Origin of the sequence: Rhizobium sp. NZLR8, from assembly GCF_019685025.1 — a bacterium.
In the GTDB taxonomy this organism is placed as follows: Bacteria; Pseudomonadota; Alphaproteobacteria; order Rhizobiales; family Rhizobiaceae; genus Rhizobium.
Genome location: NZ_JABDVY010000002.1, coordinates 407,227 through 430,811 on the forward strand (window position 1 = coordinate 407,227; position 23,585 = coordinate 430,811).

Genomic DNA, 23,585 nt, shown 5'->3' on the forward strand with positions numbered 1-23,585 from the left:
GGTAGCGTAGCATATATTGTCAATATTCATCACACCCGCCTTCGCTCATCCGAGCACATCCGTGGCTCAGAACCGGTCGGGACGCAGCGGCGCCAGATCGATGGCCGGAGTCCGTCCGGCGACAAGCTCAGAAACGAGATAGCCGGTCAAGGCGGACAATGTCAGGCCGAGATGGCCATGACCGAAGGCATAGGTGACGCGGGGCAAGCTGCGGGAGTTGCCGATGACGGGAAGCGAATCCGGCATGGATGGGCGAAAACCCAGCCACTCGTCGCTGCCTTCTCCGGCCGCCGGCAGGAGCCTTTTCACGCCCGCCCGGATCATTGCGGTCCGCCTGGGATTCAAGGGAGCGGCAAGCCCGCCGAGTTCCACCGTCCCGGCCGCACGCAGCCCGTCCGCCATCGGCACCATGTAGAAGCCGTGCTCGGGATAGCAGACCGGGCGCGACAGCAGATTGCCCGCCTGCGGGAACAAGACGTGATAACCGCGTTCGGTATCGAGCAGCACACGATCGCCGATCGACACCGTAAGCTTGCGCGAATGGGCGCCGGCGGCCACGACGGCGCGGTCCGCAAGGACTGCCTTGCCCGCGATCCTGAGGCAGACGCCGTCGTCGCGCGGCTCGATCGCCGAGACGTCGCCGCGGACAATGTCTCCGCCGCCGTTTACGAGCGCTTGCGCCAGCGCGAAGGCGAGTTGTTTGGGGCTGGAAAACATATAGGCGTCGGGGAATAGCACGCCCTTGTGGTAGAGCGGCGCAAGATTGGGCTCGATGCTGCGGATATCGACCTGTTCCAGCCGCTCCATGGCGACGCCATGGCGTTCACGCAGCGCGTTTTCGGCGTCGGCTGCCCGGAATTGCGCTTCGGTCTTGTAGAGATAGAGGCAGCCGTCATGCCGCTTCAGATGCTCGGCGCCGGCCTCCCTCACCAGCGGTTGCCAGGCGGCATCGGCGTGAGACAGCAGCATCGCCAAGGTTCCGGCAATCCGTTCGACCTCGGCCTTCGTGCTCGATGCCAGAAAGGCGCGCAGCCATGGGACCAGGTGCGGCAGGTATCTCCAGACAATCGCCAGCGGACCGAGCGGATTGAGCAGCATTCCCGGTACGCGCCAGATGACGCCGGGGGTGGCGACAGGAACGACGCCGTGCGGCGCAAAGGTGCAGGCATTCCCGTAGGAACAGGCCTGCCGGTAGGATGCATCGCCCAATGGCGGCGCCGGATCGATAATCGTGACCCGGTGCCCCATTCGCTGCAGCCACAGCGCCGAGCAGAGGCCAACCAGTCCCGCGCCGACAACAGCCACATGCCGGCGCTCGGCCTCAGGCAAGGGGGAAAGCTCGGCAAGCGGCCTGTTCATTGTCTAGACCAGGCCGGCCAGGGCGCGGGGACGATCGTTCAGCGTCGCGGCGATGATGCGCAGCGCGGTTGCCAGTTCGTCCCGCGACGATGCGCAGCCGACATTGACGCGAACGGCATGTTCGACCGGCTGGCGGTCGCAGGCAAAGGCGGTGGCCGGCATGACGGCAACGCCGTGGGCGCGCAGATTGGCGGCGAAATCCTCGCATCGCCACGGTGCCGGCAGCCTCAGCCATAAAAACATGCAGCGCGGATCGGCGGAGAAGGAATGACCGGCAAGCATCGTCGTGACGAGCGCGTGACGAGCGCGCAGCTCGGCAAGCTGGGCCTTAAGGATCGCTTCGGCCGTGCCGTCCTCCAGCCAGCGGGTGGCAAGCAGCAGCGGCAGCGGAGAGGGCATCCAGGCCGTCGTGCGGACCGCCTCGGCCGACAGGACCGCGCGGCCGGGCGGGCAGGTGAGATAACCGACGCGCAGGCCTGGCGCCAAGGCCTTGGAGAGCGCCGAGATATGGTAGGTCCTGGTCGGAGCAAGCGTGATCAGGGCGCTCGCACGGGTCCCGAGCATCGGTCCGTAGACATCGTCCTCGATAATGACGAGATCATGTTTTTCCGCGACCTCGGCCAGTTCCCGCCGGCGCGCCTCGCTCATGGTGACGACCGACGGATTGTGCATCGAGGGAACAGTGAAGACGGCGCGCACGGACTCGCGGCTGCAGATATCGTCGAGTTCCGCCGCCGACATGCCCTGCTCGTCGCTTCCGATGCCGATGATGCGGAAGCGGAACATCTGGGCCAGCGCGATCAGGCCGTAATAGGTCAGCCGATCGCAGACGATGGTGTCTCCCGGCTCGATCAGGCTGCTGATCACTGCCAGCAAAGCGTGCTGGGCGCCGCTGGTGACGACGATATCGTCTTCGGACGGATCGAAGCCGTTGAGCGAAATCCATTTTCGCGCCGCATGGCGTGCCCAGGCCGGGCCTTCCGGCGGCTGGTATTCCTGCATCTGGCGGAAGCGCCGGTCCGATGACAGGTCCGGCAGGGATTGGGCGAGGCGCTGCTGGAAATCATCGACAGCCGGCCGGTTGACCGTCAGGTCTATGATGCCGGCCGGGCTCGCCGCCCGGTCGACCCGTGGCATGGCGCCGTCGCCGGTGACGATCGTGCCGCGCCGGGTGCTGCCCATCACCAGATTGAGGTTCTGCAATTCGCGGTAGGCGCGCGTGACCGTGGAAACGTTGAGCGAGCGCTCGCGTGCGAGGTCGCGTTGCGGCGGCAGCTGGCTGCCGGGCGGCAGGGCGCCCGAGCGAATCCTCGCCTCGAGCTCGCTTGCCAGTTCGAGATAGGCCGGTATGCGCGTTTCCCGCTTCTGGTTTGTCTGGCTCACTTCCGATCTTTCAGACATACAATTCCTGCAATCAGTGTACAATTCCCTCAGCCGGACGCAGGATATTCGATCGCCGCCCCCACAATTCAGCTTAGTTTCTTGCGACATAGCACGCTTTCTCGCCGTTTTCGAGAGCTGCGGTCTGTTGCCATACAAAATTATTTGTGTGGCTTGACAAATAGAAGTCGACCGAGACAATATAGTCTTGCATCGAGACAAAGAGGCAGGGACCCGGCCGATGCGAACAGGAGGAATTCATGAGCGAGCGCTTCATCGCCTTCGAAGGTGTGCGTAAATCCTATGACGGCATCAGCTACGTCGTGCGCGGCTTAGACCTCGAGGTCGCAAAGGGCGAGTTTCTGACCCTTCTCGGTCCCTCCGGATCCGGCAAGACCACGACGCTGATGATGCTGGCCGGTTTCGAGGCTCCGAGCGGTGGCACGATCACCCTTGCCGACAACCGGATCGACAGCGTTCCGCCGCATCGCCGCAATATCGGCGTCGTCTTCCAGAATTATGCGCTCTTCCCGCATATGACCGTCGGCGAGAATGTCGCCTTCCCGCTGAAGATGCGCCGCCTCGGCAAGGCCGAGATCACCGAGCGGGTTCGCCGCGCCCTCGACATGGTGCGCATGGCGAGTTTCGAAACGCGGCGGCCCAACCAGCTTTCCGGCGGACAGCAGCAGCGCATCGCGCTTGCCCGCGCGCTGGTCTTCGAGCCGCAACTCGTGTTGATGGACGAGCCGCTCGGCGCGCTCGACAAGCAGCTTCGCGAACATATGCAGCTCGAGATCAAGCACCTGCATGCCCGTCTCGGCATCAATGTCGTCTACGTCACCCATGACCAGAGCGAGGCGCTGACCATGTCGGATCGGGTCGGCGTGTTCAATGACGGCATCCTGCAGCAGATCGCGCCGCCGCATGCGCTCTACGAGACGCCGGCAAATCCCTTCGTCGCAACCTTCATCGGCGAGAACAATGCGATAGCAGGCAAAGTCCTCACGATCGACCATTCGGTCTGCCGAATTCGTGCGCCGGACGGTTCGATCATCATTGGCTACGCCGGCGAAGGTTTGAAGGAAGGCGCGCGAGCAACCCTGGTCTTGCGGCCAGAGCGGATTCAGCTGGCGCCGGCCGCCGAGGTTGCGAACCGGTTCACCGCCACGCTCAAGGAAATCATCTACCACGGCGACCATGTCAGATTGCGCGTTTCCGCCTGCGGCTGCGACGACGTCTTCATCAAGGTCGCCGCAGCCCAGGGCATTCCGGTTCAGTCGCTCGGCTCGAGCACCGTCATCGGCTGGGCGCCGGAGGATTGCCGCGCGCTCGCGCTCTCCTGAGCCATTTTTTCTTTCGTAAACGCAGCAACAAAAAGGGGAACCACCATGATGCGTTTGAATTGCATGCTTCTCAGCTCCGTCATGACGCTGGCAATCGCGGGCACCGCGCTTGCCGAGGACACGCTGACCGTCACATCCTGGGGCGGCGCCTATACGAAGAGCCAGGAGGAGGCCTTCTTCAAGCCCTTCGCCAAGGAAACCGGCACCAAGATCCTCCAGGATGAATGGGACGGCTCGACCGCCAAACTGAAGGGCATGGTCGAGACCGGCCAGGTGACCTGGGACGTCGTCGACGTCGAACCCAGCCATGCGCTGCAGGGCTGCGACGAAGGCTGGCTCGAGACGATCGACTATTCGAAGCTCGGCGGCAAGGACGCATTCATCGACGGCGCCGCGATGGATTGCGCGGTCGCGACGATCGTCTTCGGCACCATCTATGCCTATGACGCCGCCAAGTTTCCGAATGGCGGGCCGACAACCATGGCCGACCTGTTCGATACCGCCAAATTCCCAGGGCCGCGCGCCTTGCGCAAGTCGCCGAAGACCACGTTGGAATTCGCGCTGATTGCCGATGGCGTCAAACCCGCCGAGGTCTACAAGGTGCTCGGCACACCGGAAGGCGTCGATCGCGCCTTCAAGAAGCTCGACACGATCAAGAAGGATGTGAAGGTCTGGTGGACGGCCGGTGCGCAGCCGCCGCAGCTTCTCGCCGATGGCGAGGTCGTGATGACCACGGCCTGGAACGGCCGCATCTACGATGCAGTCAAGAACAGCGGCAAGAATTTCAAGATCGTCTGGGACGGCCAGGGAATGGACTTCAATCTCTGGGCCGAGCCGAAAGGCTCGAAGCACAAGGAACTTGCGGACAAATTCGTCGCTTTCACCGTCAATCCCGACGTGATGGCCCAGCAGTCCAAATACATCTCCTATGGCCCGACTCTCAAGGCGGCCATCGCCAAGGTTCCGCCGGATATTCTCGTCGATCTGCCGACCGCGCCCGACAACACGAAGAACGCATTCGTCGTCTCCTCCGAGTTCTGGGCCGATCATGATGAGGAGTTGACCGAACGCTTCAATAAGTGGCTCGCACAGTAACCTCGTCGGGCGGGCGAATGTCCCCCTGGCTTCGTCCGCCCCTTTCTCCACCGCAGGAAGGCATCAGCGATGGTGATCGCGACAATGAATGAAGGCGACGGCTCGATGATTGCCGCCCGCACGCGGGTGAAAAGCCTCGGCGGTGCGAAAAGCAGGGCGCAATTGAAAGCGCTGTTGCTGGTCGCACCCTTGTTGATCTTCCTGCTGCTCGTCTTCGTCTTGCCCATCGCCTTGTTGCTGACGCGCGCCGTCGACAACAGGGCGGCTTCCGCCGCCCTGCCCTACACGATGTCGGCTCTCTCCGCCTGGGATGAACAATCCCCGCCCGACGAAGCGCTGTTTGCCGCCTTTGCCAGCGATCTGAAGCAATCGCCGCGCGACCAGATCGCCGAGGTGGCCAAGCGTCTCAACTATTACGAGACGGGCATGCGCTCGATGCTATTGAAAACCGCGCGGACGATCCGCGACGCTGAGCCGCCCTACAAAGCCGCCTTTGTTGCCATCGATCCGAAGTGGGAGACGCCGCATTACTGGACGATCATCAAGAACGCCTCGCCGCCCTTCACCGATTATTACCTGCTCGCCTCGCTCGATCTCGAGCGCGACGCGTCAGGCGCCATCGCCAAGGTCTCGGCGGAGAATGCGGTGCATGTCGATGTCCTGATCCGAACCTTCGTCGTCAGCGCCTCGGTCACGGTGATCTGCCTGTTCCTCGGCTATCCCCTCGCCGCCCTGATCGCCCGGTCGAAAGGCGCGGCTGCCAATACGCTGCTGATCCTGGTGTTGCTGCCGTTCTGGACCTCGCTTCTGGTCCGCACCAGCGCCTGGGTCGTGCTGCTGCAGGGGCGCGGCGTGATCAACTCGGCACTCATCTGGTTTGGCCTGGTCGATCCCGCGCATCCCCTCGACCTGATCTACAATCGCATCGGCGTCCTGATCGCCATGACCCATATTCTGCTGCCCTTCATGGTGCTGCCGATCTACAGCGTCATGAAGGGCATCCCGCCGGTCTATCTGCGCGCCGCCTCCTCGCTTGGCGCGCCGCCTGTGTCGGCCTTCTTGCGCATTTACCTGCCGATGAGCATGCCCGGCGTCAGCGCCGGCGGGCTGCTCGTCTTCATCCTGGCGCTCGGCTATTACATCACGCCGGCTCTGGTCGGCGGGCCGGGAGATCAGATGGTGAGCTATTTCATCGCCTATTACTCCAACCAGGTCACCAACTGGGGCATGGCGGCGGCTTTGAGCACGATCCTGCTGGTGGCGGTGCTGATCCTCTATGCCATCTACAATCGCATTGTCGGCATCGACAGGCTGAGGATAGGCTGATGACCAACTTCCTTTCTTTCCCGCGGTTGTTTTCGATCTTCCTGTGGCTGACGGGCGGCCTCGTGATCCTGTTCCTGATCGCGCCGATCGTGGCGATCGTGCCGCTCTCCTTCAATGCCGAACCGTTCTTCACCTATCCGATGCCCGGCCTGTCGCTCCGGTGGTATCACGAATTCTTCGATTCCGACGTCTGGCAGCTGGCGCTGAAGAACAGCATCATCGTTGCCGTCTTCGCGACTGGCCTGTCGACCTTTCTCGGCACGCTTGCCGCCATCGGCCTCAGCCGGCCTTCTTGTCCGGCGCGTGCGACGCTGACCGCCATTCTGATTTCACCGATGATCGTGCCTGTCATCGTTTCGGCGGTCGGCATCTACTATGCCTTCGCGGCCGTCGGACTGCTCAACAGCCTGACCGGGCTGGTGCTGGCGCATACGGCGATCGGCGCCCCCTTCGTGGTGATTACCGTCACCGCCACGCTCGCAAGCTTCGATCACAATCTGATGCGGGCGGCATCCAGCCTTGGTGCCGCTCCCGTCGAAGCGACATTGCGCATCATGCTGCCGGTCATCGCGCCGGGGGTGGCGTCCGGCGCGCTCTTCGCCTTCGTCACCTCGTTCGACGAAGTGGTGATTGCACTCTTCATTTCCGGTTCCGAGGAGCGCACGCTGCCGCGCCAGATGTGGAGCGGCGTGCGCGAAACGCTGAGCCCGACGATCGCCGCCGTCGCCACGCTTCTCATCCTGTTTTCGACGCTGTTCCTCGCCACGATCCAGTGGCTGCAGCGACGCGCCGAACGCCAGAAGATTGCGCACAGGGATTGATCCAGAGGGGTTGAGCATGCAGATCGAACGCTACGAAACCGGAAAGCGGATGAGCCAGGCCGTGACTTTTGGCGGCTTCGTCTTCCTCGCAGGCCAGGTCGCGATCGATGCACCGGGTGCCTCCGTCCGCGAACAGACGGCCAACATCCTGGCACGGATCACGCGGCTCCTGGGAGGCGCAGGCAGCGACGCGACCCGCATCCTCAGCGCGACGATCTGGCTTGCGGATATCTCCGAGTTCGAAGAGATGAATCTCGTCTGGGACGCCTGGGTGCCGTCAGGCCATGCGCCCGCGCGTGCCACGGTCGAGGCAAGGCTCGCCGCACCGGAGTTCGCCGTGGAGATCGGCATTATCGCAGCGGCCGGCAACTGACGGTCGTCACGTGCCGGAAACGACCGTAGCCCTCATCTCGATCGGGCGTCCTGAGGCTCGGGCGCAGTCGGTGAATTCAATTGCCTGGCATGACACCGTTAGTTGCAAAGCCGTAACGCGCGCCGACAACCGTCAAAAGAACATGTAGCCAAACGCATCGGCATCAGCAGCAATGCCGATCGTGCGGCGGGCACCATCGGCGAGCCCGTTTTACCGCTTGGTGCGACAGCTGCCCATGTTCTTCATCGACATTACACCGAAAACCCGGTGGATGGATCGTTTCGGCTTTATCCCGCAATCAATGCATACTTTCGCAAGCGAGGCCCGGGCGGGCGGCCTAATGGCCGATCTCCTGCCGATTGACGAGCAGGGACTGCGTCTGGCATTCAAGCTCTCAGCTGCGGCAACGCGTCGCCGGCCAGCGACAAGAGCGGCTCGTAGTCGGCTTCGGAAAGCACCGCGAAATCAACGAGGCCGAGCGTGGCCCGCGTCGCCGCCAGCGATGGCTCCCTTACAGCGGCGACAAGTGCACGGCGCAGGAGGCGGACCCTCCCGTCCGAGGCATCGCCTGAAGTAATGAACGGCAGGCCTGGGGTTTTGGGCGTTTCGGCGATGATGCGGACCCCTTCAAGGTGGCCGGGATCGAAGCGGCGAATATTGGCATAGGTGATGCAATCGATGGCCGCGCTGTCCGCCCTGCCCTCGAGAACGGCGGCGATGCTGCCGCCGTGGCTGCCGGTTTCGATGATCCGGCCGAAGAAGCGGCCGTCGCGGGCAAGCGGAGCGACCGCGGCGAGAAAGAGATTGCTGCCGGAATTGCTGTCAGGGCTGTTGATCGCAGCCGTGGTGCCGCGCAAATCCTCGAGCGACCGATGCGCCGAATCCGTACGGGCGATAATGAAGCTGCGCATCAGCGGACCGTCGCAGCCGGGATGATTATAAACCGGCGTCGCCACCAGGCGAACTTTGCCGCTCAGGCGCGTGACAAAGGGATAACCGCAGGTCTGCGAGAGGAGAAGATCCGGCCTCAGCCAGGCTTCGTCATAGGCCACCGTCCGATCGAGCGTCTCGGGCAGATCCGTCAGGCCGGCTTGCCAGAGCTCATGCCGGAGAAACGACCAGAACTCGGCCGTCGCATCCGCGAGCGGCCGGGATGTAAGATACATCGCGATGCTGACGAGATGCATTCCGGTCTTTCCCAGCGGAGAAGCGCAAGCGACAACTAAAATCAGGCAATGCCGCCGAGGCACACATACTTGATTTCGGTATATTCGTCCAACCCGTGTCTGGACCCTTCGCGACCGAGACCCGACATTTTCACGCCGCCGAACGGAGCTTCGGCGGTGGAGACGAGACCGGTATTGACGCCGACCATCCCATATTCGAGCGCTTCGGCGACGCGGAATACCCGCGACAGATCGCGCGCGTAGAAATACGAAGCAAGCCCGTATTCGGTGTCGTTTGCCTGTTCGATGACGTCTTGCTCGTCGCGAAACCGAAAGAGCGGCGCAAGAGGCCCGAAGGTTTCCTCGCGGGCGACCTGCATGCCGGCAGCGACATCGCGCAGAATGGTCGGTTCGAAGAAAAGGCCGCCGAGTGGGTGACGTTTGCCGCCTGAAACGAGTGCTGCACCCTTTGCGACGGCATCGCTGATATGCGTCTCGATCTTGGCGACAGCATTTTCGTCGATGAGCGGGCCAAGCACGACGTCGCGCTCCAGGCCGTTGCCGACCTTCAGCGCCGAAACGGCGGTCGCGAGCTTGGCGGCAAAGGCCTCGTAGACGCCGTCCTGGACATAGAGCCGGTTGGCGCAGACGCAGGTCTGGCCATTGTTGCGGAACTTGGCGATGATTGCGCCTTCGACCGCAGCGTCGAGATCGGCATCATCGAAGACGATGAAGGGTGCATTGCCGCCAAGCTCGAGGCCGAGCTTTTTGATCGTCGGCGCGCATTGCCGGTAAAGCAGCTCGCCCGTCCGCGTGGAGCCGGTGAACGTCAGGACCCTGATGTCACGGCTTGCCGTCAGGACCCCACCAATTGCCGCTGCGTCACCCGTGACGATGTTGAGCAGGCCAGCCGGCAGGCCGGCGCGCTCGGCGAGAATGGCGATGGCGATCGCCGAGAACGGCGTCTGCGGCGCCGGCTTGAGAACGACGGCGCAGCCGGCGGCGAGTGCGGGGCCGACCTTGCGGGTGATCATTGCGTTCGGAAAGTTCCAGGGCGTGATGGCGGCCACCACTCCAGCCGGCTGACGCAGGACGAGAATGCGCTTGTCCGGTTGGTGCCCCGGTATGGTCTCGCCGTTGATGCGTCTTGCCTCTTCGGCGAACCATTCGATAAAGCTCGCGCCATAGGTGATCTCCCCCTTGGCCTCAGCGAGCGGTTTTCCCTGCTCCAGCGTCAGGATCATCGCCAGATCGTCGCGGTTTTCGATCATCAGACGATGCCAAGCCTTGAGAACGGCGGCGCGTTCGCCGGCGGTCTTCTTCGCCCAAAGCTTCTGGGCAATGACGGCAGCTCGAATGGCCTCCTCCGTTTCCGCGGCCCCGAGGTCGGGGACCGCGCCCAGCTTCTCGCCTGTCGCCGGATTGCGGACGGTCGTCGCCGGACGGCCTTCCGCTTCGATCCAGCGGTCGGCGACCGGGCATGCTTGACGGAAAAGCGAGGGATCACTGAGTTTCATAGGACGACTTTCAACAGAAGACGTGAGCGGCACCCGGATCGAATTCCAGATGCACCGTGTCTCCACGGCTGAGCCCGGTGATCGCTTCGTGACCGAACGGCAGGCGAACCGCCAGCGCCTCGCCCCTCGCCGTTTCTGTGGAGACGTGGATATTGTTGCCGAGGAAGGTAATGTCGCTGACGGTGGCGGCGAGACCCGCTCCCGCTTGGGCGCGCGACAGCCGAATGCGCTCCGGCCTCAGCATCAAGGCTGCTTTTGTGCCGGCAGTCCCTTTTCCATGCACCGGAATGCTGTTGAAGACGGTGCCGCCGCCAAGGGAAATTGTGGCCTGCCCGTGGGAGGACGTCAGCAGGTCGCAGGAAATGAAGTCGCTGTCGCCGATGAATTCGGCGACGAAGCGGGTCTTAGGATTGGCGTAGAGTTCAGGGCCAGTGCCGATCTGGTCGATGACGCCCTTGGAAAAGACGGCGATGCGGTCGGAGAGCCGCAGGGCCTCCTCCTGGTCGTGGGTGACGTAGAGGATCGTCACTTCGGTCTGCTGGTGGATACGGCGGATCTCGTGCTGGATTTCCTCGCGCAGCTTCTTGTCGAGCGCCGACAGCGGCTCGTCCATCAAAAGCACCGGCGGATCATAGGCAAGAGCTCTGGCAAGGGCGACACGCTGTTGCTGGCCGCCGGACATCTGCGCCGGCTTGCGGTCCTCGAAGCCCTCGAGCCGGACAAGGCGCAGCATCTCCTTCACCTTGCTGTCGACCTCGGCCTTGGACTTGCGCCTGACCTTCAGCGGAAATGCGATGTTTTCGCCCACCGTCAGATGCGGAAACAGGGTGTAACGCTGGAAAACCATGCCGATATTGCGCTTGTGCGACGGCGTGGCGAGCAGGGTCTTGCCCTCGAGCGTAATGTCGCCTTTCGTCGGATTATCAAATCCCGCCAGAATGTAGAGCGTCGTGCTCTTGCCGGATCCGGACGGTCCGAGAAAGGTGAGGAACTCCCCGCGCCGAACGTCGAGCGTGACGTCGTGCACGGCGACCACGGGGCCGTATTCCTTGCGTATTCCGCGGATCTGAAGGAATGGTTCGTTCATTGTTTCAGTACCTTACGCACGACGGCAACCAAAGCCATCAAGATGATCGTCAAAAGGATGAGAAGGGTCGACGCGGCTGCGACAACAGGCGTCAGGTCTTGCCGCAGCGTCGCCCATACCTTCACGGGCAGCGTCTGCAGGGTTGGGCTGGACATGAAGATCGCCACCACCACCTCGTCCCAGGATGTCAGGAAGGAGAAGACGGCCGCCGAAAACAGCCCATGGCTGATCGCGGGAAGGGTGACCCTGATTTTTGCCTCAAGGGGCGAGGCGCCACAGAGCACCGCCGCATCCTCGATCGACTTGTCGAAACCTTCAAGCGCACTCGATATCGACAGGATCGAGAAGGGCAGCGCGAGCACGAGGTGCGAAATGACAAAGCCCGTCAAGGTGCCGCCAAGGCCGATCCTGAGAAAGAAGGCGTAGAGGGCGACCGCGAGAACCACGACGGGCAGGATCATCGGCGTCAGGAACAGCGCTTTCAGCGCATCGCGGAACATGAACGAACCACGCACCAGTCCGAAGGACGTCACAAGCCCGAGCAGCACCGACAGAACGGTGACGATGACCGCGATCTTCAAGCTCGTCAAAGCCGATTCCAGCCAGCGCGGATCGGCGAAAAGCTCGCCGTACCATTGAAGCGTCCAGCCCGGCGGCGGAAAGATCAGCCACTGCGACGAGCCGAAGGACAGTGCTGCGATAAAGATGATCGGCATCAGCAGAAAGGCCGCGGTCAGAAGCGTTATGCCGAGAAGGGCGTATTTCCACCAGCCGAGACGGTCGAAATTGAGCAACATATCAACGCCCTCCCGGATTCTGGTTGCCGAAGAATCGCAGCTGCACGGTATAAAGCGACAGGGTCACCACCAAGAGGACCAGCGCCGCAGCACCGCCCATTCCCCAGTTGACCAGCGACTGCACGAATTGCGCGATCAATTCGGCGAGCATCATGTTGGCGGTGCCGCCGAGAAGCGACGGCGTGACGAAATAGCCAAGCGACATGACGAAGACCATCAGTGCGCCGGCCGCCATGCCGGGCGTCGCCAACGGCAGGAGAACACGGGTCAGGCACTGCCACCGATTGGCGCCGCAAAGTGCCGCCGCCTGCAGCGTCGACGGGTCGATCTTCTTGATCACGCCATAGAGCGGCAGGATGATGAAAGGCAGCATGATATAGGTCATGCCGATCGTCACGCCCGTCAGATTGTTGACCAGCGCCAGCGGCTGGTCGATCAGGCCCATTCCCATCAGCATCTTGTTGATCAGCCCGGTCCGCTGCAGGAGCACCATCCAGGCATAGGTGCGGGCCAAAAGGTTGGTCCACATCGACAGGAGCAGGATCGCAAAAATCACCGACGTCAGCCGTCCCGGCATGATCGCCAGCGCCCAGGCGACGGGAAAACCGATCGCGAGCGAAATCACTGTGACGAGACCCGAGACGATGAAAGTATTGGCGAAAATCTTGAGATAGGTCGCAGACCCGATCAGCTGCGCATAGTTTCCCAGACCCGGCACGGGTTCCAGCACGCTTCGCAACAGGAGTATCGCCACCGGCACGATGAAAAAGATGCTCACAAAGGCGAAAGCCGGAACGACCCCGCTAAAACCTGTTGGCCTGCGGACCTTTGGCAAGGGCGTAATTACGCCGGAGAGATCGCTATACGTCGACATGACAGTCCTTCCCACCCGTCAATTTCCGCAGGCGCCGAGGTGCAATCGATTTCGCACCGGCGCTGCGCGGGACACGGCGAACCTTCGCCGTGCCCGTTGATCTCAAGCTTCAGCTTATTTCGCCTGCCAAGCGTACCACTTCTCGCCGATGGCATCGCGATTATCGGCCCAGTAGCTCATATCGGCGTTGACCTGGCTTGCCGTCTGCTGGTCCGGCAGGGTCTTTGCCGTTTCCGGATCCATCAGCTTGGCCGAGTCAAGGTTGATCGGCGCATACCCGGTGGCTTTTGCTAGGGCGGCCTGCGGGTCGGCCGAGGTGGCCAGTGCAATGAACTTCATCGAAGCTTCGACATTCGGCGAACCCTTCGGCACGACGAGTGCATCGGCGGCGGTGATGTTCTGTTCCCAGGAGGTTTCCACCTTGATGCCCGTCGCCGCAAGCGCCGTCATGCGGCCGTTCCAGACGCTGCCGAAGGGCGCTTCGGCCGATGCCAGCAGCTGCTGCGACTGTGCGCCGCCCGACCACCAGATGATGTCCGATTTGATCGTATCGAGCTTCTTGAAGGCGCGGTCGAGATCGAGCGGATAAAGCTTGTCGGCAGGCACGCCGTCGGCAAGTAGCGCGGCTTCGATCACGCCGGGAGCCGACCACTTGTAGAATGTGCGCTTGCCGGGAAACTTGGCCGTGTCGAACAGGTCGGCCCATGTCTTCGGGCAGGCTTTGACGGCATCGACATTGCAGCCGATGACGAAGGAATAATAGAAGCTGCCGACCGAATAGTCGGTGACGAAACGCGGATCGAGCTTGGATTTGTCGATGACGGAGAAGTCGAGCTTCTCGAGCTGGCCGGTCTTGCCGGCCTGGGCGGCATAATCGCCTTCGACGTCGACGACGTCCCAGGTGACTTCGCCGGCCTCGACCATGGCCTTGAGCTTGCCGTAGTCGGTCGGGCCGTCCTGCACGACGGTGATGCCGGTCTTTTCGGTGAAGGGGCTTGCCCATGCCGCCTTCTGGGCATCCTGGGTCGTTCCGCCCCAGCTCGAGAAGACCATGTTGTCGGCGTGTGCCGGCGCGGAGACGGCCACGAATGCGGCAACCGCCGCGAATGCAAATGTCGTTTTCATGTTCCCTTATCCCTGTTTTGGTTTGTCCTACGGGTATGCGTTATGTCGTCAGTGCGCGTTGCTCCTGGGAGAAAAGCTTGCTGGCTTCATAATCTTGTTTTCCGCCACCTCGATGAGGTCGCGAATCTTGGGCAGAAAGGCCTGCCACCGGGGATCGGCCAGAAGCCGCTGGCGTCTCGCCTCTCTGTCATCCAGGCTTGTAAACGCCCAGATGTGGACGATCTCGTTGATCGTGCCGATCTCCGAGAAGAAGTAACCGACCAGCGTGCCAAGATGGCTCTTCTGGATCTCGATCCCCTCTTCCTCGACGACCTTGAGATATTGCGGGATCGTTCCGTTCTTCAGCCGATAGGTGCGGATTTCGTAAAACATCGGCGTCACCTCATCACGAAGGGATCGGGGATCGGATCGTCCGAGGTCCTCAGCCAGATCGTCTTGGTCCGGGTATAATCGAGAGCCGCGGCCATGCCGCCTTCCCTGCCGTGGCCCGACAGGCCGAAGCCGCCGAACGGCGCGATCGGCGATACGGCTCGGTAGGTGTTGACCCAGACGATGCCGGCGCGGAGCCCCTTCATCAGCCGGTGCGCCCGGGTGAGGTTCTGGGTGAAGACGCCGGAGGCCAGGCCGTAGCGGGTGTCGTTGGCAAGCCTCAGCGCCTCCGCCTCGGTCTCGAAGGAGACGACGGAGAGAACCGGCCCGAAGAATTCCTCGATCAGCGAGGGCGAGGCGACATCGTCGCAGTCGAGGATCGTCGGTTGGAAGTAATAACCTTCGCCATCGATCTTGCGTCCGCCCGTGACGAGATGGGCGCCGCTTTCGATCGATCTCTCAACGAGGGCGCCGATATTGTCCTGCTGGCGCTTGGTGGCAAGCGGGCCGACTTCGGTCGCCCTATCAAGCGGCGCGCCGATCCGGATCGCCTCGGCCTTCTCCCGCAGCAGGGCGACGAATTTGTCCTTGACGCTGCGTTCGACGATCAGGCGCGATCCGGCCACGCAGCTCTGCCCGGTCGCAGCGAAAATGCCCGCAACCTGGGCATTGGCCGCACTTTCGAGGTCGGCGTCGGCAAAGACGATGAAGGGGGACTTGCCGCCGAGTTCAAGCGAAGTGGAGGCGAGGTTTTCGGCTGAGTTTCGAACGACGTGCCGCGCGGTTTCAGGACCGCCGGTGAAGGCGACATGTGCGACCTTCGGGTGACGGCCGAGGGCGGCCCCACAGGAGGAGCCGAAACCGGTGATGATGTTGACGACACCGGCGGGAAAGCCCGCCTCATGCACCAGGCGTGCAAATTCGAGAAGCGGCGCCGGCCCGTCTTCCGAGGCCTTGACCACCATCGTGCAGCCGGCGGCGAGCGCCGGGCCGATCTTCACCGCAGACAGGAAGAGCTGGCTGTTCCAGGGCACCACCATCGCAACGACACCGATCGGCTCGCGGCGAAGCCAGACGTCCATATCCGGCTTGTCGATCGGCAGGTAGGCGCCTTCGATCTTGTCTGCGATGCCGGCATAATAACGATAATATTCGGCGACATAAGCGATCTGCGCGGATGTCTCGCGGATGATCTTGCCGGTGTCGCGCGTCTCCAGTTCCGCGAGGATCTGGGCGTTGACGGCAACCAGGTCTGCCAGCTTGTAGAGCAGCTTGCCGCGTTGGGTGGCCGTCAGTTTCGCCCACGGGCCGTCATAAAGCGCCCGGTCGGCAGCATTCACAGCCCGATCGACATCCCCTTCGCGCGCTTCGGGCATATCGGCCCAGACCGCGCCGGTCGCCGGATCGATGCTCGGATAGGAAACCTCGCCGTCCGAGAATTCTCCATCGATATAGTGCTGAAAACGCCGCATGGTCTTACTCCTGAAATGCCGGCATGACCTCGGTAATGAAGCGCTCGAGCGACGCTTTCTTGCGCTCGAAACTCATACCGGTGTCGATCCAGAAGGAATATTCGTCGTAACCGAGCGCCTCATAGGCCTTCAGCCGGTCGATGACGGTCCGGGCGTTACCAACGACATTGTTGGTGCGCATGACCTGATCCGAAAGCATGGCGTTCGCTCGGATTTGCTCGTCCGGAATCCGTTCGATCAGGCCTTGGGTAACCGGCTTCTCATTCTTGAACCAGGCAAAGAAATAATTGTAATAAACGCTCAGTTCATGGGCGGCCTGGGCGACGTCTTCTTCTGACGAGCCGACATAGGTGTGGCGCAGCAGCATGATCTTCGGCCGCTCGATATCCGGGTTCTTGGCGCAGGCATCGTTGAAGCGTTCCATCAGCGACTGAACCTCGTCGTCACCCTGCCAGAGCGGTGTGACCTGAACGTTGCAGCCGTTGGCGACGGCAAATTCGTGCGAGTTCGGATCGCGCGCCGCGACCCAGATCGGCGGGTTCGGCTGCTGCAGCGGCTTCGGCGCCGAGGTGGTTGCGGGGAATTTGAAGAATTCCCCGTCATGGGCATAGTCGCCGTTCCAGATGCCCTTGACCGCCGGGATGAGTTCGCGCATGCGCTGGCCAGCCCCCCAGGCATCGAGGCCGGGCAGCAGGCGTTCGTATTCGAAAGAATAGGCGCCGCGCGCAATCCCGATGTCGAGCCTTCCGTCGCAGATGATGTCGGCCATAGCAGCCTCGCCGGCGAGCTTGATCGGATGCCAGAAGGGGGCGATCACCGTGCCCGTCCCGAGCCTTGCCCGCGATGTGCGGCGGGCGAGATCGGCAATGGTCACGAACGGGTTGGGTGCGATGGTGAAGTCCATGGCATGGTGCTCGCCGGTCCAGATCGCATGCATGCCACCCTCGTCGGCGATCTCGCAGAGCGCGACGAATTCCTCATAGAGGCTCTTATGGCTCTGGCTGGCGTCGAGCCGTTCCATATGGACGAAGAGGGAGAACTTCATGCTTTTGCGCCCTTGGCTGGAATGGGATGAACGGTGCCGCCGGTCTCGTCACCGAAATAGACGCCGAAATTGCCGATCGAGCTTTCCATCGCAAAACGATTGACGATATCGGCGGTCGAACTGGTCTTGAATTTTGCCGCAGCCAGTGCGTCGGGTTTCACGAACCTGCCGCCGGTAGGCTCGCCGTCGCCGGCAACGGCGTGATAGACAATGTGCTGCTTGCCGTCGCTCTTGCCCTGATAAACCGAATAGAGGAAGCCGATGCTGACCTTCAGCCCGGTGAGCGCCTCCAGATACTTTTCCAGCGTCTCGGTCGGGTTGCCGTCATGGGCGTCGACGCTTGGCAGGGAGAGCACATCCTCGCCGAGCAGCAGAACCTCTCCACGGCGCTCAACGACGGCCGCGAGTTCGATATTGCCTTCGCTTGCCGCGGAAACCGCCTTGCTGGCGAGCGTTGGGGTGAAATAACCGCCACGCGCATAGCCGAGACCATTGCGGCCGCTATTGTCGAACGCTTCGATGCGCCCCATCAGAATGACATGGTCGCCAGCCTCGACGACCTGATCCATGGCGCATTCGAACCAGGCCGCCACATTTGAGAAGATCGGGCAGCCCGCCGCCCCCTTGTTCCATTCGACCGCTGCAAACCTGTCTTCGACCGGCCGCGCAAAAGTGTTCGACACGTCTTTCTGGGTTTCCGAAAGCACGTTGATCGCAAAATGCTGTGCTCCGGTCATCGTCGCGAAATTGCGCGACGTCTTGGCAAGACAAACGAGAAGCAAAGGCGGATTGAGCGACACTGATGTGAAGGAGTTCGCCGTGAAGCCGATCGGATTTCCATCCGCGTCGCAGGCAGTGACGACCGTCACGCCGGTCGGAAAAGCTCCGAATGCATCACGCAATGCTCTTGGGTCGACAGTCTGGATTGTCATCGCTCATCCTCCCCGAACGACAGCCACTCAGCGAGCAGCGAATTGACGATATCAGGCGCGGTCAGGTTCACCATATGACGATGACCCTCCACGATGCGGGCCCAGCCCCGGGGCGCGAGCGCCGCCATTTGCGTCGCCATCAAGGGCGTCGAATTCGGATCATCGGACCCCGTCAGAAACAGGGCCGGACCAGCCACGTCTTTCCAACGATCGGCATAGGTCTCGTCTCCTCCGGCGAAGGCGGCGTAAGCGACAGCATACCCTTCCGGATCGACGAGGTTGAGCCATTTCCGCGTCCGTTCCCGCGCAACGACGCTGTCCGGATCATCGCCGAACCAGCGAACCAGCGGGCCTTCCTTGTCCACGCCCGTCACCGGAATGGCGGCTGCCCGTGCGAGCACGGCAACCTTTGCTTGCCGGTCACGCCTGTAGACGCCGTTGAGGTAAGCGACACGGCTGATACGTTCGCCGAACGTCGCAGCCGCCCCTCCCGATACCAGCGCTCCCATCGAGTGGCCGGCAACGTTCGCTGTGTCGATCGCCATCTCGTCGAGAAAGCGCCCGAACCAGGCGACGAACTCCTCGAGGCGGCTGCCCGCCGGCAATTTTACGCTCTCGCCATGTCCCGGCATGTCGACGGCGATGACGCGATGGCCGGCCGACAGAAATGCGATCTGCGGCGCCCAGGCCTCAAGCCGCATGCCGACGCCATGAATAAGAACCAGCGGCTCGCCGCTGCCGGCCTCGTGATAGGCCGTTCCACTTGCCGTCTTCTTTCGGGGCAGGTCACCGGCGGCGCTCTTTGCTGCAGCGGCGCCTGAGATCGATCCGGCTGTCAGCATCTCAGCGCCCGCACTTTCAAACGCCCGCAGGATTGGCGACGTCCTGCCCAAGATCTTTTAGATCCTGATAGCGATCGCCAATGCGGTGATGAGGACGTCCACCCACCGAAGCGCCAAGCGCCACGACGATCTCGTCGGCGGCAGGCGCGTCGGGGATCGAGGTCTGGATGGTCAGATAATGCGAGCGGCGGCCTTCGTCGTTCTTGTCCATCAGCGGGATCATGATCGGCGCATTGGCGGGGCCACGGGTGTTGCAGAAGGCGAGATAGGACTTGGCGCCGACGGCATGACGATAAAAATTGCCGAAGCGCAGCGTGTGGATCAGCGCGGAGGCATGTTCGATCTCGCCGTCCAGGCCGACGACGGCGGCCTTGCCATAGGCTTCGACAGCCTCGCCGGAACCGACCGCATCGATGATCATCTTGGTCAGCAATTCGCCGAGAACCGGAGCGCCCGCATGGATTTCGGGCTTGAGGTCTTCGACGAAGCCGCGGCTCGCCCAGGGGTTCTTCACGACCGCGAAGGCGGAAAACAGCTTTAGCGGCACCGCCGCGGTCTTGCCGCCTTCGATCAGCGTCGTTTCGATCTGCAGTCCGGTCTTGCGAATTTGAATGGCCATGGAGCACCTCATCTCTCTATTCAGTATTATGGTATACCATAATATATGAGTGTCAACTTGGTTTCGGCGAAGACGCAGCAAAGTCCGACGAATCACGAATTTGGCGCGTATGCGCTCCAACGCCCGAAAGCGCTTTGTTCATTCAGCGTGTTGTCGAGAGCCGGACGGCACGGCGGCGGCCTGCAGCGGCGCGACACGTCAGAACGTCAAAATTATCCCAGACCATATGATACCGCCTTATATATTATTGATTATGGCATACCATCACATCGAGCAAAGTTGGGTGTCAAGCTTGGAGTTTGAATTCTCTTCATTCCGCGGAACGTGATTGCGAAATGCGGCAGAGGCATCGACAAATGTCGATGCGACAACTCCATGCTGGCCGTCTTCCAGCGAGACAGGTGCGCGCGAAGAGATGCAACAATAGAGTAGTAGGACGGCGACCGTCTTGAAAACCGCGCGGCGCTACGCCCTATTCGGCAGTCTTCTGGGCGGACAGCACCGCTTCGGCAATTACGCTGGCGGCCGCGACATGATCCATCGCCGCCCGCTGGGCGCCCTCGCCGTCGCCGCGGCGGATGGCGTCGATGATCTTAGACATCTGCAGCGGCCCTTCAATGTCGCGCCTTTCCGTCTTGATGGTCATCGAGCGCAGGTGGTTTATGCGCACGGTGAGGAGGTTGACGACGCCCCAGGCGACATGCCTGTCAACCCTGGTGAACAGCGTTTGATAGAAGGAAGAGGTATTGGCTAGCACAGCCGTCATATCGCCGTCGCGATAACTGTTGCGGATTGCGGTCAGCGATTCTTCGAGCGCGGCGACGATTTCCGGGCTGCCACGCTCCGCACACAGCCGCGCCGCCATGCCTTCGAGCGCACCACGGATCTCATAGATCTGTTTGGCTTCCTCGATATCCAGCAGGGCGACGATCGGTCCCTTGTTCGGCAGATTGGCGACGAGCCCTTCCGATTCCAGATGTCTCAGCACCTCGCGCACGACCGTCCGGCTGACGCCGAGCTGGGCGCAGAGGTCGCGCTCGACAAGGCGGTCTCCGGGACGAAAGTATCCGTTGACGATGGCTTCGCGGACCTTGTCGAGCGCCAATTCCCGCAATGTCTTTGCAGGACGCTCGACTCTGATTGCGTCCTTAAGAGCACCGCTCATGCTGTACCTCAGTGTTGGATTGACTTTCGCATGCTCAAGTTCCGCTGCGGCAGCCGAATTCAGGAATCGTATTATGGCCTACCAAATACTGTAGCCGTCGGCGGCCAGCAATTCAACAGCACCGTGCCGAGGATATTGTCAGCCTAAAGCGCGTCGCGATCTTTCAGATTCGCTTGCCACGCTTTAGGTCTTTGGTTTTGCGCAGGTCGTCATCGCAAAACCGCTGCACACTTTTGCGCGACATGTTCTAAGCGTCGGAATTGGGCCTCGCCCTGACGATCCCTTCGACCACGGCTTTTGCCTGGACCCGAATGTCGGGAACGGCGGTGATCTCCCAGAATTGCCCTGCCGTCAAGGCGCCGACAGCAAACAGCCGAGGAGGCGAGATCCGGGACGGAGCCATCACCTCGGAAGCCGCATCCACCCGGATGCCGAGGCCAAGAGGATCAGGAACGATCAGCTGAAGCCGGTTCATCTCCTTCAAAAGCGGCGAATGGCTGATCCCGGCACGCTCCATTCCCGTGCAGTTGACCAGCCAGTCCGCCCTGATCTCAGCGATCTCACGTTGGGCTCTGACCCTGTAGCCGGCGACGAGCCCGTCTTCCCAAGGGCCGAGCGATTTCAGGAAACCTGCATGGAAGCGAACGGTTCCTTCCGAGATCAGTTTCTCGAACCCGGCGAACACCTCCGGCGCGACCCGGTGACGGTGGATGTTCCACCAGGGAAGCGCATGCCGCAAGAAACGCACCCGCTCCTCGCTCGAAAGCCGCTGCCAGAGAGCCTGTGTGACCGGCCTCAGGCCGTCCATCACGGCGCGCCAGTCGGCGACCTCTCTGCTCCTCGCCCGCAAAGTCTTCAATAGGCCGCTGATCGTACCGGGAAGCGTCTCAACGTCGATCGGCACAGGCGCCGGCGGCGTCCTCGCATGTCCGAGCGGTGCCAACCCGCGCCGCGAAAGCACGTCGATCCTGCCTCTATGGCCATGGGCGCGAAGGGCGAGAACCTGATCGATCATCGTCAGGCCGGAGCCGAGGATGCAGACTGCATCAGACGGTGCGACGCGCCTCAGCCACGAGAGCCGCCACGGGTTCTCGATGATCCGCGATCGCAGAGATGATGGGACGCCGGCCGGATCGACCGGAAGGTTCGCATTTCCGACGCCAAGGCACAGCACGACATTCTTCCCGGCAATCTCGTCGCCGTTGCCGAGTTGGAAGGCGAGCGTAGTCTTGTAGCGTTCCACGCATCCCGCCGCTTTGGCCTTGATGAAATCGACCCGGCAACGGCCGTCCCGCTTTCGAAGCAGCCGCGCAAGCGTGTCCCTGACATAAAGACCGTAATCGCCGCGCGAGGCGAAATCGCCTGCCTGCGTCAGGCGTCCACGGTTTTTCAGCCAGTCGACAAAATCGTCGGGATGATGGGGCAGCAGGCTCATGCGGCCCGCGGGAACGTTGAGGCGATGGAGATAGAGTTCCGTCCGGTATGCCGTTCCGCGCCCGAAACCGGGATCGTCACCCACGACGGCAACCTTCGCCGAAGCGGGAAGCTGCTCGATGAGATTGCAGGTCACAGCTATCGCTGAAAAACCGGAACCGACGACGATCACATCGTATATCAACGCATTCTCCCTGAAGCCTGGTAATCTTTCGTCATTCGGGCCCTGCCGCCACTCGCCGGTCCAGCAGATTGCACAAGCGGCCGAATCGCGAAAACAATTATCTGTATAGTCTATAAATATAGTTTGTTATTTCTCCCGCCAGCCCATTCTCAACCTTAGGCTTTTGAGGGTGAAATCAAGGGGCCGATCGGCTCTCAAACAACGGGGCTCAAGATGAATTTCAGAAATTTGGTTGCCGCAATCGCCGTCGGCGTCGGCACTCTGGCAACGGCGGCCGTCACTGAGGCGGCGGACAAAAAGGTCGTCGTCGGCTATCAAACCGATGCCTTGCCGTCTTCGGTGGCGATCGCAAACGGCGAATTCGCTAGGGATACCGGATACGACATCGATTTCCGCAGGTTCAATTCGGGCGCCGAAATCTTTGCGGCTATTGCCTCAGGCGACGTCCAGGTCGGCTATGTCGGCTCCAGTCCGTTTGCGGCTGCGGTATCGCGCGGGCTCGAGGTCAAGGCCTTCTACCTGGCGTCCATCTCCGGCATCGACGAGGCGCTCGTCGTCCGCAACGGGTCCGGCATCGAAAGCCTGAACGATCTGAAGGGCAAGAAGCTTGCCGCCGCACCTGTTTCCACGGACCACTATCAGCTGCTGGCGCTCGTCAAATCGCTTGGTCTAACCGAGAAAGACGTTCAGGTCTTCGCGATCCCTCAGCCCGAAATCGTCGCGAGCTATAATCGCGGCGATATCGACGGCGGTTTCGTTTGGGATCCGGCTCTGACCGAACTCAAGAAGACCGGAAAGGTTCTCGTGACCTCCAAAGACGTGGCGGACAAGGGTGCGCCGACGTTCTCGGCCTGGGTTGCGACCTCGGCGTTTGCTGCCGACAACCCGGAATTCCTGAAGGGCTTCGCCTCGGTCATCAACAAATACTACGCGTCCTTCGCCTCGGACAAAGCCGCCTGGGGTCCCGACAGCGACAATGCCAAGTCGCTCTCCAAACTTCTCGGCGGAACGCCGGAGCAGCAGGCCTCGGCTCTGAAGAACCTGACGCTGCTGACACCCGAGGCCCAGGCATCAGACGCCTGGCTCGGCGGCGGGGAGAAAGCGGGTGCCGGAAAGATCCTCAAGGACACGGCATCGTTCCTGAAGGAACAGGGCAAAGTCTCCGACGTGCTGGAAAATTACGGCACGTTCGTCACCGCAGACGCGCTTGCCGGCGTCAGCAACTGATCCTCCATGACGCCGGCGCGAAAGTCGCGCGCC

Annotated in this window: 22 protein-coding genes and 1 pseudogene; 7 read left to right on the forward strand and 16 right to left on the reverse strand. The window is 61.9% G+C overall.

The genetic code is table 11. The features are described 5' to 3' along the window. Window positions 1-66: 66 nt before the first annotated feature. Together HJB89_RS05975 and HJB89_RS05980 are read right to left on the reverse strand one after the other, a co-directional pair. On the reverse strand, window positions 67-1,359 hold the full coding sequence (locus tag HJB89_RS05975) for an FAD-binding oxidoreductase (protein WP_207584861.1): 1,293 nt from the start codon (window positions 1,357-1,359) through the stop codon (window positions 67-69). A gap of 3 nt (window positions 1,360-1,362) precedes the next feature. Then, window positions 1,363-2,760, reverse strand: a complete 1,398-nt coding sequence (locus tag HJB89_RS05980; RefSeq protein WP_207584860.1) for a PLP-dependent aminotransferase family protein — start codon at window positions 2,758-2,760, stop codon at window positions 1,363-1,365. Window positions 2,761-2,999: 239 nt separating this feature from the next. On the opposite strand from HJB89_RS05980, the gene HJB89_RS05985 reads away from it, so the two are divergent. The 6 genes and pseudogenes from HJB89_RS05985 to HJB89_RS33110 all read left to right on the forward strand — a co-directional run. Continuing rightward, a complete protein-coding gene (locus HJB89_RS05985) occupies window positions 3,000-4,082 on the forward strand; it encodes an ABC transporter ATP-binding protein (protein ID WP_207584859.1) in 1,083 nt (360 codons plus the stop codon). Window positions 4,083-4,127: 45 nt separating this feature from the next. Beyond that, window positions 4,128-5,177, forward strand: coding sequence for an ABC transporter substrate-binding protein (locus tag HJB89_RS05990; protein ID WP_221149228.1), 1,050 nt, complete (start codon window positions 4,128-4,130; stop codon window positions 5,175-5,177). A 69-nt stretch (window positions 5,178-5,246) separates the two neighbouring features. Then, on the forward strand, window positions 5,247-6,503 hold the full coding sequence (locus HJB89_RS05995) for an ABC transporter permease (RefSeq protein WP_221149229.1): 1,257 nt from the start codon (window positions 5,247-5,249) through the stop codon (window positions 6,501-6,503). Then, the gene (locus HJB89_RS06000) at window positions 6,503-7,324 is read left to right on the forward strand and encodes an ABC transporter permease (RefSeq protein ID WP_221149230.1); all 822 of its coding nucleotides are present in this window, start codon (window positions 6,503-6,505) and stop codon (window positions 7,322-7,324) included. Before HJB89_RS05995 ends, HJB89_RS06000 begins: the two co-directional genes overlap by 1 nt. Window positions 7,325-7,340: 16 nt before the next feature. Next, window positions 7,341-7,697 carry a RidA family protein gene (locus HJB89_RS06005; protein WP_221149231.1) on the forward strand — a complete coding sequence of 119 codons (357 nt, stop codon included), beginning with the start codon at window positions 7,341-7,343 and terminating at the stop codon, window positions 7,695-7,697. Between the two features lie 117 nt (window positions 7,698-7,814). After that, a pseudogene (locus tag HJB89_RS33110) lies at window positions 7,815-8,035 on the forward strand (FAD-dependent oxidoreductase); the annotation flags it as partial. 48 nt (window positions 8,036-8,083) lie between these two features. On the opposite strand, the gene HJB89_RS06010 reads toward HJB89_RS33110, so the two are convergent. The 14 genes from HJB89_RS06010 to HJB89_RS06075 form a co-directional block, all read right to left on the reverse strand. Continuing rightward, entirely contained in the window at window positions 8,084-8,884 is an 801-nt protein-coding gene (locus HJB89_RS06010) for a phosphate/phosphite/phosphonate ABC transporter substrate-binding protein (RefSeq protein ID WP_221149236.1), read from the reverse strand. A gap of 41 nt (window positions 8,885-8,925) precedes the next feature. Next, window positions 8,926-10,380, reverse strand: coding sequence for an NAD-dependent succinate-semialdehyde dehydrogenase (locus HJB89_RS06015; protein ID WP_221149237.1), 1,455 nt, complete (start codon window positions 10,378-10,380; stop codon window positions 8,926-8,928). 10 nt (window positions 10,381-10,390) lie between these two features. After that, window positions 10,391-11,467 carry an ABC transporter ATP-binding protein gene (locus HJB89_RS06020; RefSeq protein WP_221115003.1) on the reverse strand — a complete coding sequence of 359 codons (1,077 nt, stop codon included), beginning with the start codon at window positions 11,465-11,467 and terminating at the stop codon, window positions 10,391-10,393. Beyond that, window positions 11,464-12,264 (reverse strand): ABC transporter permease, encoded by an 801-nt coding sequence (locus HJB89_RS06025; protein ID WP_221139458.1) that lies wholly within the window; start codon window positions 12,262-12,264, stop codon window positions 11,464-11,466. The genes HJB89_RS06020 and HJB89_RS06025 overlap by 4 nt, the downstream gene beginning before the upstream one ends. A 1-nt stretch (window position 12,265) precedes the next feature. Next, window positions 12,266-13,138 (reverse strand): ABC transporter permease, encoded by an 873-nt coding sequence (locus HJB89_RS06030; RefSeq protein ID WP_207584849.1) that lies wholly within the window; start codon window positions 13,136-13,138, stop codon window positions 12,266-12,268. Between the two features lie 114 nt (window positions 13,139-13,252). Further along, entirely contained in the window at window positions 13,253-14,263 is a 1,011-nt protein-coding gene (locus HJB89_RS06035) for an ABC transporter substrate-binding protein (protein ID WP_207584848.1), read from the reverse strand. 48 nt (window positions 14,264-14,311) lie between these two features. Beyond that, entirely contained in the window at window positions 14,312-14,635 is a 324-nt protein-coding gene (locus tag HJB89_RS06040) for an NIPSNAP family protein (RefSeq protein ID WP_207584847.1), read from the reverse strand. A gap of 5 nt (window positions 14,636-14,640) precedes the next feature. After that, the gene (locus tag HJB89_RS06045; RefSeq protein WP_221115005.1) at window positions 14,641-16,104 is read right to left on the reverse strand and encodes an aldehyde dehydrogenase; all 1,464 of its coding nucleotides are present in this window, start codon (window positions 16,102-16,104) and stop codon (window positions 14,641-14,643) included. A 4-nt stretch (window positions 16,105-16,108) separates the two neighbouring features. After that, on the reverse strand, window positions 16,109-17,149 hold the full coding sequence (locus tag HJB89_RS06050) for an LLM class flavin-dependent oxidoreductase (protein ID WP_221115006.1): 1,041 nt from the start codon (window positions 17,147-17,149) through the stop codon (window positions 16,109-16,111). Then, a complete protein-coding gene (locus tag HJB89_RS06055) occupies window positions 17,146-18,081 on the reverse strand; it encodes a flavin reductase family protein (RefSeq protein ID WP_207584844.1) in 936 nt (311 codons plus the stop codon). Before HJB89_RS06055 ends, HJB89_RS06050 begins: the two co-directional genes overlap by 4 nt. Continuing rightward, window positions 18,078-18,923: an alpha/beta fold hydrolase gene (locus HJB89_RS06060; RefSeq protein WP_221149239.1), complete on the reverse strand. Its 846-nt coding sequence runs from the start codon at window positions 18,921-18,923 to the stop codon at window positions 18,078-18,080. The genes HJB89_RS06055 and HJB89_RS06060 overlap by 4 nt, the downstream gene beginning before the upstream one ends. A 16-nt stretch (window positions 18,924-18,939) precedes the next feature. Beyond that, the gene (locus HJB89_RS06065) at window positions 18,940-19,542 is read right to left on the reverse strand and encodes an amino acid synthesis family protein (RefSeq protein WP_221115008.1); all 603 of its coding nucleotides are present in this window, start codon (window positions 19,540-19,542) and stop codon (window positions 18,940-18,942) included. Window positions 19,543-20,014: 472 nt separating this feature from the next. Further along, window positions 20,015-20,707 (reverse strand): GntR family transcriptional regulator, encoded by a 693-nt coding sequence (locus tag HJB89_RS06070; protein ID WP_207584841.1) that lies wholly within the window; start codon window positions 20,705-20,707, stop codon window positions 20,015-20,017. A 247-nt stretch (window positions 20,708-20,954) separates the two neighbouring features. Beyond that, complete coding sequence (locus tag HJB89_RS06075; protein ID WP_207584840.1) at window positions 20,955-22,325, reverse strand: FAD/NAD(P)-binding protein; 1,371 nt, start codon at window positions 22,323-22,325, stop codon at window positions 20,955-20,957. A gap of 213 nt (window positions 22,326-22,538) precedes the next feature. Here HJB89_RS06075 and tauA point away from each other — a divergent pair, with 213 nt between their 5' ends. After that, window positions 22,539-23,552: a taurine ABC transporter substrate-binding protein gene (gene tauA, locus HJB89_RS06080; RefSeq protein ID WP_207584839.1), complete on the forward strand. Its 1,014-nt coding sequence runs from the start codon at window positions 22,539-22,541 to the stop codon at window positions 23,550-23,552. Window positions 23,553-23,585: the final 33 nt, after the last annotated feature.